At 37.4% G+C, this 12,922-nt stretch carries 11 protein-coding genes and 4 tRNA genes; 12 read left to right on the top strand and 3 right to left on the bottom strand.

The window, feature by feature from the left end:
* Positions 1-51 precede the first annotated feature (51 nt).
* On the top strand, positions 52-1,482 hold the full coding sequence (locus tag ABDV71_RS06875) for a hypothetical protein (RefSeq protein WP_343531714.1): 1,431 nt from the start codon (positions 52-54) through the stop codon (positions 1,480-1,482).
* Between the two features lie 532 nt (positions 1,483-2,014).
* Here the strand turns inward: ABDV71_RS06875 and ABDV71_RS06880 are convergent.
* The 3 genes from ABDV71_RS06880 to ABDV71_RS06890 all read right to left on the bottom strand — a co-directional run bounded on the left by ABDV71_RS06880 (position 2,015) and on the right by ABDV71_RS06890 (position 5,972).
* Positions 2,015-3,223 carry a hypothetical protein gene (locus ABDV71_RS06880; RefSeq protein WP_343531715.1) on the bottom strand — a complete coding sequence of 403 codons (1,209 nt, stop codon included), beginning with the start codon at positions 3,221-3,223 and terminating at the stop codon, positions 2,015-2,017.
* A 222-nt stretch (positions 3,224-3,445) separates the two neighbouring features.
* Positions 3,446-3,913 carry an acyl-CoA thioesterase gene (locus ABDV71_RS06885; RefSeq protein WP_343531717.1) on the bottom strand — a complete coding sequence of 156 codons (468 nt, stop codon included), beginning with the start codon at positions 3,911-3,913 and terminating at the stop codon, positions 3,446-3,448.
* Between the two features lie 307 nt (positions 3,914-4,220).
* On the bottom strand, positions 4,221-5,972 hold the full coding sequence (locus ABDV71_RS06890; protein WP_343531718.1) for a GNAT family N-acyltransferase: 1,752 nt from the start codon (positions 5,970-5,972) through the stop codon (positions 4,221-4,223).
* A 159-nt stretch (positions 5,973-6,131) separates the two neighbouring features.
* On the opposite strand from ABDV71_RS06890, the gene ABDV71_RS06895 reads away from it, so the two are divergent.
* From ABDV71_RS06895 to ABDV71_RS06945, 11 genes are all read left to right on the top strand, one after another.
* Positions 6,132-7,028: a helix-hairpin-helix domain-containing protein gene (locus tag ABDV71_RS06895; RefSeq protein ID WP_343531719.1), complete on the top strand. Its 897-nt coding sequence runs from the start codon at positions 6,132-6,134 to the stop codon at positions 7,026-7,028.
* An 81-nt stretch (positions 7,029-7,109) separates the two neighbouring features.
* A complete protein-coding gene (locus ABDV71_RS06900; protein WP_343531720.1) occupies positions 7,110-7,637 on the top strand; it encodes an adenine phosphoribosyltransferase in 528 nt (175 codons plus the stop codon).
* 434 nt (positions 7,638-8,071) lie between these two features.
* Positions 8,072-9,223 carry an acyl-CoA dehydrogenase family protein gene (locus ABDV71_RS06905; protein WP_343531721.1) on the top strand — a complete coding sequence of 384 codons (1,152 nt, stop codon included), beginning with the start codon at positions 8,072-8,074 and terminating at the stop codon, positions 9,221-9,223.
* A gap of 259 nt (positions 9,224-9,482) precedes the next feature.
* Positions 9,483-10,394 (top strand): hypothetical protein, encoded by a 912-nt coding sequence (locus tag ABDV71_RS06910; protein WP_343531722.1) that lies wholly within the window; start codon positions 9,483-9,485, stop codon positions 10,392-10,394.
* 178 nt (positions 10,395-10,572) lie between these two features.
* Positions 10,573-10,767 carry a 30S ribosomal protein S21 gene (gene rpsU, locus ABDV71_RS06915; RefSeq protein WP_113646965.1) on the top strand — a complete coding sequence of 65 codons (195 nt, stop codon included), beginning with the start codon at positions 10,573-10,575 and terminating at the stop codon, positions 10,765-10,767.
* 124 nt (positions 10,768-10,891) lie between these two features.
* Complete coding sequence (locus ABDV71_RS06920) at positions 10,892-11,776, top strand: tyrosine-type recombinase/integrase (RefSeq protein WP_343531724.1); 885 nt, start codon at positions 10,892-10,894, stop codon at positions 11,774-11,776.
* A gap of 13 nt (positions 11,777-11,789) precedes the next feature.
* Positions 11,790-12,137, top strand: coding sequence for a ribosome-associated translation inhibitor RaiA (raiA, locus tag ABDV71_RS06925; RefSeq protein ID WP_113661698.1), 348 nt, complete (start codon positions 11,790-11,792; stop codon positions 12,135-12,137).
* Between the two features lie 246 nt (positions 12,138-12,383).
* Positions 12,384-12,456: transfer RNA gene (locus ABDV71_RS06930), tRNA-Thr, on the top strand.
* A gap of 37 nt (positions 12,457-12,493) precedes the next feature.
* Positions 12,494-12,579 (top strand) — tRNA-Tyr (locus ABDV71_RS06935).
* A gap of 75 nt (positions 12,580-12,654) precedes the next feature.
* Positions 12,655-12,727, top strand: a tRNA-Gly gene (locus ABDV71_RS06940).
* A gap of 57 nt (positions 12,728-12,784) precedes the next feature.
* Positions 12,785-12,856, top strand: a tRNA-Thr gene (locus tag ABDV71_RS06945).
* Positions 12,857-12,922: the final 66 nt, after the last annotated feature.

The following is a 12,922-nucleotide window of genomic DNA, read 5'->3' on the forward strand; positions in this document are numbered from 1 at the left end:
ATCAGTTAAATACAAAATACTTTTTTTGATAAATAAAATTTTAAAACAAAAATGAAAAAACAAATAACTCTTTTTTGTCTTGCCTTGGCGACGTTTGTGGTAGGATGTTCTAAAAACAATGATGATGTGGTTGAACCACCTCAGTCTGGAACTTCGGTTGAAGTTAAAGGTGATATCAGTACAAACACTACTTGGACTGCTGACAAAATCTACCAATTAAAAGGTTTTGTTTATGTTACCGAAGGAGCAACGCTAACTATTCAACCAGGTACTATCATTAAAGGTGATAAATCTACAAAAGCTACTTTAATTGTTACAAGAGGAGCAAAAATTAATGCTACAGGTACAGCAGATAAGCCAATTGTTTTTACCTCAGGTGTAGCGGCAGGTGGTCGTAGAGAAGGTGATTGGGGTGGTTTGATTATTTTAGGTAAAGCGCCACACAATAAAGGTGTAAATAATACAATTGAAGGTGGTTTAACCCCAACAGTTGCTGGTCAAGAAGCTAAATATATCCAATTTGGTGGTACCGACGCTGCTGACAACTCAGGTGTTTTAAAATACGTTCGTGTAGAATATGCTGGTATTCCTTTTTCAGTGGATAACGAAATCAACGGGATCACATTTGGTGCTGTAGGTTCTGGTACTACTATTGATTATGTTCAAGTTTATCGTTCAGGTGATGATGCTTTTGAATGGTTTGGCGGTACAGTAAATGCAAAACACTTAATTGCAACTGGCACTTGGGATGATGATTTTGATACAGATAATGGTTTCTCTGGTAAAATCCAGTTTGCTTTGGCTCAACGTTATCCTTTGGTAGCTGACCAATCAGGTTCAAATGGTTTCGAATCGGATAATGATCCAGATGGAACTGCTGCAACTCCTCAAACTTCAGCAACTTTCTCTAACGTAACTATTGTTGGTCCTTTAGCAGCAGCTAACACTAAAATCAATGGTTTTTATCAACATGCTGCTCAAATCAGAAGAAATTCATCAATCAGTACTTTTAACTCGATTTTTACAGGTTTCCCTGATGGAATTTACATTGATGATACTAAAGTTTCTGTAGCTAAAGCAACAACTTTGAACTATACAGCTGGAAGATTGTCATTCGAAAACAACTTGGTTTATGGAATTACTGGCCAAGATATTAAGGGAACAAACAAAGCTGATATCGAAACTGGTTTGAGAGCAACAAATACTTTCTTAGCTGGTACTTGGGGTGATGCTTTATTGAATGCTCCATTCAAATATTCTTCAGATATTGCCGCTGGAACATCTGCAGGTACTCCTGATTTTACTTATAAAGCTGGTTCTCCAGCAGCAACAGGTGCATTGTTTACCAATGCAAAAGTAGCTGATGCTTTCTTTGATAAAGTAACTTACAGAGGTGCTTTTGGTACAGAGAACTGGGCAGCTGGTTGGGCTCATTTTGATCCTCAAAATTTACCTTACACCACTCCAGGTGCTGTAAAATAATCATTGATAATAATTTTATAGAGAGCCATCCCTTAATTAGGATGGCTTTTTCTTTTTATGGTGTTTTAATCTTAATAGATTTAACGTAAGCTTAATATACTCCTTTTAGCGAAGTAGTTAGAGTTTCCGCATTGGTTTAAACTAAATTGATGAATATGAAAGTCCAAAAACGATGCTAAAAGCATTAAGCTTAATAACCTGTCTATTATTGTTATTTTCATCTTGTAAAAAGAAAAATGAGCCAAATCCAATAATTGACTCTTTTTTGCCAATGCAGGTAGGTAATTACTGCGGAACCGCTAATCGCCAAGATAACTAAACAGAAATACAAGAAGAGGTACCACACCGTCATCTCGACGTCCGAAGAAGAAGAGATTTAACGAGATATTTTTCTCTTTGATTGGGTGATAAGGCTAATCAAAGGTTTTAGAGCTTGGTATGGAAACACCCCGTCCTTTGGGCACTCCTCTAAAAGAGGGGAATTTCTTAACTGGTGGTAACATACATTAAAATAACAAAGAGTAATTACAACTTAACGAATGCGAGGCTGGTAAGCATACACCACCTCATATTTCTGCTTTTTCAGATTGTCGGCAATTTCGCCAACCTTTAAATTCTTCTTTTGGGGAGTAGGCTCGCACACACTATAGACCTTTCCTTTATAATAAATAGCTTCGCCAACTGGCTTGTCAAAAGCTACGGCCATGGTAATGTGCGTAGGGTAAAGCATAGCAATCATAGGGAGGTTGTAAATCTCTTTTACCAGAAAGAAGAACAATGCCGCACGATCATCGCAGTCACTTTGGTCATTTAAAAGCGTTTGTTCGGGCGAAAATCTTTTTTCCTTACCCAGTAAAGCCTCATCATCCTCATATAAAAAAGCATAGCGGGTAAATTGCATTAAATAGTCAACCCCCTTTTTGGTCGACATTTTCTTCACGTTTTCCTTCAATATAGGAATTAACGATTGATAGGTTTCCCTACTTAGCGGGATATTAAAATAAGTTTCAAAATCAACCACTGGGTAGTTGGCAAAAATACGCGACACCTCGGTGTTAACCTTTACATTAAAATGGTAGGCCTTATGCTTATAATTAAAGGCAATTTGCTTTTCTTGGTAATCTTCAGGTTTAAAATCAGGCATTTTAGTTACCTTATAGCTAAAATCATTTTTGGCTTCGGGAATGTCTATTTTAACAGGGATATAAGTATCAGCTTTTTTAAATAGTTTTTGGTAATCATGATAGTTAAGGCACATGTATTTATTTCCATCTATCATAAAATAAGGAATGTCCGAAATATCCTCGTCGCACTTCACATAAAAAATAATCTGGTTGTCGCCGATTGCAATCCTGGCATCGTAACCAGATTTTACCATCAGGTACCATTTATATAAGGTATAGCTATGGTAGTTTTTGGCTTTTGGGCTTAGCTGCTCGGCAGTCTTTCTGATCAGTTGGTAATACAACCAATCATTGAGTTGGTGTTGCTTACGATAGTTTTGTAGTGCCGCAATCAAATCACTGTTATGCGCACTTTCCAATTGTTGGTAATACTGTTTGATATGGTTGGCCGAAAGTTCGCCCGAGAAGTTGCGTTGAAGTAGAGTATCGACACTAAAATTAAAAGTACCTTCATAAAAATCAAAACTATACAGCTGCCCCTTCACGCTAGTGACGGTACCTATATTGAGCAGCAAAGCTGACAAATAAAGCAGGCTGTATTTTTTGAGATGGTACATTTGTTAACATTGGCTTAACAATAAATTTAAACAATATTAACACGATAATCATAATAGTTTTTGGGAAAAAAGATGGTTTTTACCCGAATTTGATTTTTTCTGTTAAGTCAATATAAAATAACCTAGGTTTTAAAAAGACTTAACATAGCAATCCTCCGTTGGTGACGTTTATTTTATCCTTATCTTATGGTTGGTGTGATCACCAATCGCCTGTTCGAGGCATTACAAAAACGGTTGCATTTCGGTTTCAATTTGCTTGCGCAGATCCATTAACTTAATGGCATATTGTTCCATCTGTTTTTCGTCTTCGGTTGCCGCATTAAATTTAGGCACTTTTACGGGCGCCCCTTCATCATCAACAGCTACAAATACGATGATACAATGCGTTTTCTTTTCAAATTCTTGCCGTTTTATGTTTCTAGAAAATACGTTGATGGCAATATGCATACTGGTTGATCCCGTATAAATAACCTGCGCTTCCACCTTTACAATATGTCCTATCTTAATAGGCGAGTAAAATCTGATGCCGCCTACATATACCGTTACGCAATAATTGGAACTCCAAGAGCTAGCACAGGCATATCCAGCTTGGTCAATCCATTTCATTACACTGCCACCATGTACATTGCCGCCATAATTTACATCGGCAGGCTCAGAAATAAACTGAAAGGTTGTTTTGTGATTCATCATATAAAGATGGCTATTTCATCACACTTATCCTATAATATACGAACTAGTTACTGATGTTTTCCTGTTGTGGTTGGACATGATCAACAAACTTTTCTTTATTAAGTGAATATAAAATAACCTTGTTTTTACAAGGACTTAACATAGCCGCCCTACATTTGTGACGTTAAATATTTGGTTAGTATTTATCATACAGTTTAGGTTAGTTGATCGCAAAAAGCCCCGATGGATGTCGAGGCTTTTGCTATTTATACACAACCCCTAAAAGGGAGTTGTAGGATAATAAGTCCCCTTTTAGGGGATTTAGGGGTTAAAAGTTCTTTCCAATCTTTTCCAGCATTTCTGCAGGGATCTTTTGGGTGTCTACTACAAGGAAACCATCCAAACAATCCGAAAATTTAGGGTCAATATTAAAACAGATGATTTTGGCATTTAAGTTCATGTACTGGCGCAACAGCACCGGAATTTTGATATGACTGCTTTCGATATCACCAATTAAACTGTCCAGATCCTTTAGACTTTCACTTTGTTCAATCAAAAGGTCAGTATTGATAGGAGTAAGGTCAGCTTTGAACTTATTTCTAGGCTTTACATAATGGGCCATTTCGTAATCAAAATGGTTTTTGGTAATGAAATCAACAATCAGCGATTTACTGAACTTAGAAAAATTGTTGCTGATACTTACCGGACCAAACATATATCGGTACTGCGGATTTAAAATCAAATATTTCAGAATGCCTTTCCATAGCAAAAACAAGGGTAGAGGTTTTTGCTGATACTCTTTTCTGATCCACGAACGGCCCAATTCAATACCTTGTCTTAATACAGGGTAAAAAGGTTCCTTGATCTTAAAGAGCTCTGAAATATAGAAACCACGTTTGCCCATGGTGTTCAAAATCTCATCGCCTTTGCCAATACGATAAGCACCTACAATCATTTGCGCTTCTTTGTCCCAAATGAAAAGGTGGTTATAGTAAATATCGTAATTGTCGAGGTCAATTTTCTTGTTGGTGCCTTCGCCCACCTCCCTAAAGGTAATTTCGCGTAAACGGCCAATTTCTCTTAAAATGTTAGGGATACTAGTGGTAGGTACAATATATACCTCGTAGTTTTTTTCTTCCCAAACTCGATATTCGGTTAAGGTTTCCACCTCCTTTACCATTAGGTCTTTCTCGGTTTCCTCTACAATCTCGGCTGGTTTTTTCTTGATCTTAAATAGGTTGATAGGATTGAAAAGCTTTCTTTCCTGTTCAATGCTGGTACCTAGGGCGTAAGTTCTAGCCCTTAAAAAGTCCAATAGCTTATTGGTGTCTCTGTTGTAAGAGATATCTTCGATTTTAATAGGTTTACCAATTCTTACCTGAATTTTAAGACCTTGCTTGTTCAAAAACTCAGAAGGCAATTTGGCGGTTCTTAGAGTAGGGTGAATAAAACTAAGGATGTTGAACAAAATACCATTGTTGCCATGGAAATAAATGGGCACAACAGGTAGTTTCGATTTAGCCACCAGTTTGCCCACTACAGGGTGCCAAAGCCTATCGGTAATTTCCTGTTTCTCCAGGTTAAAGGTCGACACCTCGCCGGCAGGGAAAATACCAATAGGAGTACCGCTCTGTAAAAGATCGAAAGTGCTTTTTAGTCCGCTGATGCTAGAAGAGTGCTGCACATTCTCAAAAGGGTTAACCGCCACAAAAAACTCGCTCAGGTTAGGGATTTTTTTGAGGATGAAGTTCACCATTACCTTGGCCTCGGGCCTAACGGTGCAAAGTAGCTTTACCAAGGCTAGGCCCTCAACGCCACCATAAGGGTGGTTGGCAATGGCTATAAAGCCTCCGGTTTTAGGGATATTTTTGAGGTCATCCTCATCAAAGTCAATAGAAACGCCAATGGTTTCCAATATCTTGTCTACAAATTCTAAGCCTTCAAAATGTTGGTTTTTAGAAAAAACTTTGTTAATGTCGTTAAGTTTCATCACTTCCATTAACAGTGCCGCAAGCCCGGGAACACCTAACTTATCAATCTTTGTTGCTTGCGCAAATTCTTTAGTAGTAATAATCTTCATGTATAGATAATGAGGATAAAGTATAAAGCAATGTCAAAAATAAGATTTATATTTAGCTTAAACACCTAAACTATGAAAACATCTTGATTTTCCTTCATTTCTTTGAGCTCATACGAAATCTGGATGCCTTTCATCAACGTTAAATATAATTAATAAACGATGAAAAAATGGCTGATTAATCACTATGGATTTAGTAAACGAAACCTGAATGGTTTGTTTGTACTATTGCTGCTGATATTGGTGGCAACGCTTGCGCCTTCTATTTATAGGCTTTATTTTTTGAAGCCAGCTAGCATTGATCCAAATGAAGCACTAGCCTTACAGCAATTGGAAATGGTAGACCGCTATGCAAAACGTTATGATAAAAATACTCGTAACGAAATTGAAGACACTTCCGATCAACTTCCGGTATATTATGAAACCTTCGATCCAAATTTGGTTGATGAAAAAAAGTGGCAGCAATTTGGACTTTCCTATAAGCAAGCCATGGCCATCGTTAATTATGTAAAAAAAGGAGGGAGGTTCTATAAACCTGAAGATTTAAAAAAGATGTACACTATTTCTCCTGAGAAATATGAAGCATTGTTACCCTATGTAGTACTTTCGGAAAGTAAGCCTTTTGAAAAGAAAACAATGCCTATTTATACTAAAAAGGAACTTGTGATGGTAGAAATAAATACGGCAGATACTTTAGAGTTGGATAAAATTAGGGGAGTGGGAATAGCCTTTGCCAAAAGAATTATAAGATATAGAGAACGCTTGGGAGGTTTTTATAGCAAAGAGCAACTTTTTGAAGTATTTGGTATTGATACTCCAAAATTCGATGAAATAAAAGATCAAATTAAAATAGATGTAGGAGCTATACGTAAGCTAAACATTAATACCGTGGAATTTGAAGATTTTAAAAGGTATCCCTATCTCAGCTTTAAACAAATGAATGCAATAATACAATATAGAAAGCAGCATGGGCCTTATAAAAGCATTGCTGATTTAAATAAAGTACTCATCTTAAGGCCTGAAACCATAGAAAAAATGGCCCCTTATCTGAGTTTTTAATATTTTAGATAGATGAAAACTTAGTGTCTCTATTTTTTTAATTTTGACCTTTAACCCACAACATAACATTCCACTTTCAAAATGATACAAGACCAAATCAAACAAGTCATTAGAGATGTTCCTGATTTCCCAAAACCGGGAATTATTTTTAAAGACATTACACCTATTCTAAAAAATCCAGCTTTGTGCCATGAAATTACCAAAGCGTTGGCGCAACAACTAGTTAATTTGCAAATAGATGTGGTGGCAGGAATAGAAAGTAGGGGTTTTTTATTTGGTTTGGCATTGGCCCAACAGTTAGGAGTACCCTTTGTACCTATTAGAAAAGCAGGAAAACTGCCTTATAAAACTATCCAGCAATCTTACGACTTAGAATACGGCAGTGCTACGCTCGAAGTTCATGAGGATGCTTTTGGGTTGGACCAAAAAGTACTGATTCATGATGACTTATTGGCTACCGGGGGAACTGTAGTAGCTGCATCGGCATTGGTGCAAAAATTGGGTGCCCAAGTAGCGGGTTATTCTTTTCTCATTAACCTGGATTTTCTGAACGGAAAAGAACGATTGAAAACGTTCAGTGAGCATATTTTCTCCCTAGCAGATTATTAAAATTGTTGGTTAGTTTTTTGGATGATTGGTTTTTTAGTGGGGGAGCTTGCTTAGCCGTTCTGTTATGCATTTTGTCATCCTGAGTGCAACGAAGGATCTCAAGTATATGATAAGATTCCTCCATATGCTAGGAATGACAGCGAGTATCATACAAACAGCTAAAGCGTGGCCAAAACTTAAACACTTTAAAAAAACTCAAAAAAACTTTCCGTCAATAATAATGGCGATTTCTTAAGCCGATGCTATCGCTTGCTAAGTAATTGAACCACATACCAAATCATTCTATCAGAAAGTAGTGGAAAAGACTTTGAAAGTATAATTTAATTTGTTTAACATTGCTCTCAACCAAATATAAATTTAATTAAAACTGTTTAAATGCTCGAAGCTACAGTAGCTGGTGTTTAAACAGTTTTTTGTTTTAAAATCTATCGAATATGGACATAGGAATCAGTTTCAATGAAACCGAAAACAGGGCTATGGTTAAAAGCATGGTGCGTGACTTTGCAGAAAAGAACATTCGCAAACATGTAATGGAATGGGACGAAGCTCAGCATTTTCCCCTTGACCTATTTAAAGAACTTGGTCAAATAGGCTTAATGGGTGTTTTAGTGCCCGAAGAATATGGAGGCTCGGGTTTTGGTTACCAAGAATATGTAGATGCTATTGTAGAGGTAGCCAAAGTATGTGGATCTATCGGTCTATCGGTTGCGGCACATAATTCATTGTGTACAGGGCATATCATGGCATTTGGCAACGAAGAGCAAAAAACAAAGTGGTTGCCTAAACTGGCTACTGCGGAGTGGATAGGTGCTTGGGGGCTAACGGAGGCCAATACAGGTTCTGATGCCCTACGCATGCGCACTACCGCAGTGTTGGATGGCGAGGAATATGTAATCAACGGTTCGAAAAACTGGATTACTCACGGAAAAACTGGGGACATTGCCGTAGTGATGGTGCGTACAGGAGAAACAGGCAGTTCTAAAGGTATTTCGGCCATTGTGGTTGAAAGAGGTACGCCAGGCTTTAGTGCAGGGAAAAAAGAGAATAAATTGGGAATGCGTGCATCGGAAACTACTGAAATGATTTTCGAAAACTGCCGTGTACCTAAAGAAAACTTGCTAGGTATAGAGGGCGAAGGATTTAAGCAGGCCATGAAAGTATTGGATGGTGGACGTATTTCCATTGCAGCCCTAAGTTTAGGGATTGCCAAGGGAGCTTACGAAGCCGCTTTAGCTTATTCAAAAGAAAGACAACAATTTGGTCAAAGCATATCGAGCTTTCAAGCCATTAGCTTTAAGTTAGCAGATATGGCTACCGAAATTGATGCTGCAGAATTGCTGATTCGCCAAGCCGCAGATTTAAAAAACCGTCATTTGCCAATGACAAAAGAATCAGCCATGGCCAAATACTTTGCCTCAGAAGTAGCTGTAAAATGTGCTACCGAAGCCGTACAGATTTTTGGCGGCTACGGCTACACGAAAGATTTCCCCGTAGAGAAATTCTATCGGGATAGTAAGCTTTGCACCATTGGTGAAGGAACTTCAGAAATACAGAAAATAGTTATCGCTAGAGAAATCTTGAAATAAGAATTAATCATCTACCTACAAAGTAAAAATTAACAAAACCGTAGCCAAAAGCTGCGGTTTTTTGTTTTATCCACAGATGCACAGATCTTTATTGGGCGTTTAGATAAAAACAATACCTGTTCATTTGTGGCTAATTTTTAAACCGATAAATATTTTTTCAAAAACATAGGTAACAAAAAATAAAGCTAGTTGATATGCTTATGAAAGGCGGCAGCAGAAAAGCCATAAACAGAGTAAGCATTATATTAAAACTAGCATCATGAAAAATTTAACCTTAATCACTTTAGTATTCGTAAGCATTCTTTTTGGCTGCAAAAAAGACAAAACAAATGACGACACCACGCTTACCCTTGCTGAATTTAATAGCAAGTTTACCGTGCCTACCCAAAAGTTCAACGGAACAGGCGGCGCAGCATTTAGCATTACAGGGGCAAAAGGAATGAAATTTGATTTCCCCACCAATGCCTTTATAGATAATAACGGAAACCCAGTAGCTGGAAACGTAGTGGTAAGCTTAAAAGAAGTGCTAAGCAAAAAAGATATTGTCCTATCGGGAAAAGCAACCCAGTCAAATGGACAATTATTGATCACAGGAGGGGAGTTCCAAATATTGGCCAGTCAAAACGGACAGGCGTTGAGGCTAAACCCAGCGGTTGCCGTAAATGTAAAAGTACCTACCAAGTTGAACACCGATCCAATGGATTTATTTGTATGGGCACCAGTAGGAGTTTCGGATAGTACTTGGGTACTAGATCAAAAAGCTAGGGTAGTTTCTAGTACAGATTTTTACCAATTTAATTTGCCAAATTTTGGCTGGGTTAACTGCGATTATTTTTATACCAACCCTAACCCAAAAACAACCATTACCGCAAGCCCGGTATACGCGGGTGCAGTACCTAGCATTAAAGATCAAAGAGCGTACATGGTTTTCGATGATTTAAAAACTGTAGCAGGTTTGCCGTTTGTATTGTCTATCAATAAACACCGCTCTTACGAAAATTCTATGCCTATTGGTCTGAAAGGTAAACTTATTATCCTTTCTACCGACGTAAATAATGTCGTTTATTTTGGCCATGCCAATTTTACGGTAAGTGCAAATCTAAATCTTGATGTAGCTGTTGCGCCAGCAACAGCAGCACAGATAGACGCGGTATTAAACACCCTCAATTAAGATAAAGCAAATACCTGTTTTTTTTGGAGGGTTCAAAAGGATGCTTTTAGAAGCATCCTTTTTATCTTTTTTAAATTAAAAGATAAAAAACTTTCTCATATCCAATAAAATATCTACATTTGCGTCCCCAAGTAAAAAGACTGGGATTAAAAAAACGAGAGGAGGTATTTTCAACGTTATGATTATTATAAACATTAAAGATGGTGAGTCGTTAGATAAAGCGTTAAAACGTTTTAAGAAGAAATTTGAAAAAACTGGTGTGTTGAGAGAGCTACGTAGCCGTCAAGCATACGAGAAAAAATCTGTAACTCGCCGTACTGAAATCAAAAAAGCAAGATATATCCAAGGCTTGAATCAAGAAGGAACATTATAGTTCTAGTCTGGAATACAGATATATAAATGCCTCCAAGTTTTTGGGGGCATTTTTTTTGTCAAAAAAACTTGTTTGATGTTGTTTTTTTCCTAAATTCACTCGTCAACCAATCTGCAAATGTAATATGTCAATCAACGATTTTCTAACCTATTTACAGTATGAAAAGCGTTATTCGCCACACACCTTACAGTCCTATCGTACGGATTTGTTGCAATATGAAGATTTTCTAAAAGAAGAATCGATTGGCCAATTGACAAAAGCCAATAGTTTAAATATTAAGAATTTCATGGTGGCTCAACTTGAAAAAGGATTGGCCGAAAGTGCTGTCAATAGAAAACTGTCGTCTCTAAAAAGTTTTTATAAGTTTTTACATAGGGAAGGAGTGATCAATGATAATCCTACCCGATTGGTGAAGACCTTAAAGACACCTAAAAAACTTCCTGTTTTTATTGAAGATGTGAAAATGGATGAGGTATTAGATCGTGAAGAGAGCTTCGATGATTCCTTTTCCGGAAAGCGAAACAAGGTGGTGGTAGAAATTCTGTTTGGCACTGGGATGCGTTTGGGAGAACTGATTAATCTTAAGGATGAGGACGTAAATACCTACGAATCGAGCATTAAAGTGTTGGGTAAAAGAAGTAAGGAAAGAATCATTCCTTTGCATCGACCACTGATGAAAGAGGTGGCAGATTTTATCACCTTAAAAGCATTGCAAAATTTTGACAACAAAAGCCCCTATCTAATCGTTACCAATAGTGGTGGCCAAGCTTACCCACAGCTTATCTATCGTATTGTGAATAGTTGTTTGAAATTAGTATCAACACAAGATAAAAAAAGCCCTCACGTATTGAGGCATTCATTTGCAAGCAGTCTGTTAAATCGTGGCGCCGACTTAAATGCAATTAAGGAATTGCTTGGGCACGCCAGCTTAGCTGCAACGCAGGTGTATACACACAATTCAGTTGAAAGATTAAAGTCCATTTATAAACAGGCCCATCCTAGGGCGTAAAAAAGGAGGAAAAATGAAAATCAGAGTGCAGTCTATCCATTTTAATGCAGACAAGAAGCTATTGGAGTTTATTCAGAAAAAAGTAGATAAATTGGATCAATTTTTTGATCAGATCATAAGTGGTGAAGTATATCTAAAATTAGAGAATGTGGAAGACGAGGCCAATAAAATAAGCGAAATAAAACTTATTGTGCCTGGGGGGACAATGTTTGCTAAAGAACAATGCAAAACATTTGAAGAAGCAACGGATCTCGCAATCGAATCATTAAAAAAACAGATTACTAAGCATAAAGACAAAACCCGAGCAAAATTAAGTGAACATAAAACAATTTTGGCTAACGGAGAAGTGGCTGATTATTAGAACTATATTTTGCAATAATATAATTGTAGGAAATTGGCGGGCATTCCCCGCCAATTTTTTTTGAAAAAATATTTGCAGCTAACAATAATGCGTGTATATTTGCATTCCATTTCGGAAACGGGGTAGCAGCCTCAGGAGAAATGTTAGTTCTGTGAGAGATTAAAAAAAAATAAAAAAATGTGAATGCATTTAGGTAAGAATACAAATTTTTATATATTTGCGCCACATTAAAAAAAAAAGATAAAAGCCTCCTTAGCTCAGCTGGTAGAGCAACTGACTTGTAATCAGTAGGTCATTGGTTCGATTCCGATAGGAGGCTCTTTTTTATTTCAGGATGTCAATTTTGGAGTAAAAGGGGGGAGATACCAGAGTGGCCAAATGGGACAGACTGTAACTCTGTTGTCGCAAGACTTCGAAGGTTCGAATCCTTCTCTCCCCACCAATTGATTTTAGATTGAAAGATTGACGATTTTAGATTAAATCGTAACTCGTAAATTTTTCAATTGTAAATCAGAAAGCGGAAGTAGCTCAGTTGGTAGAGCGATAGCCTTCCAAGCTATAGGTCGCGAGTTCGAACCTCGTCTTCCGCTCTTGGGAGTTCATTAGTATAAACATGGCCAATGAACTAATGAGCTGAAAGTTAAAAAGCCGAAGTAGCTCAGCGGTAGAGCACTTCCTTGGTAAGGAAGAGGTCGTGGGTTCAAGTCCCATCTTTGGCTCAAAAACAACTAAATAACTTTGTTTAGTCTGTTGAAAATACAGAAGGAACAGGGTTTTTTGTATTG

Source organism: Pedobacter sp. (genome assembly GCF_039594775.1).
GTDB lineage: Bacteria > Bacteroidota > Bacteroidia > Sphingobacteriales > Sphingobacteriaceae > Pedobacter.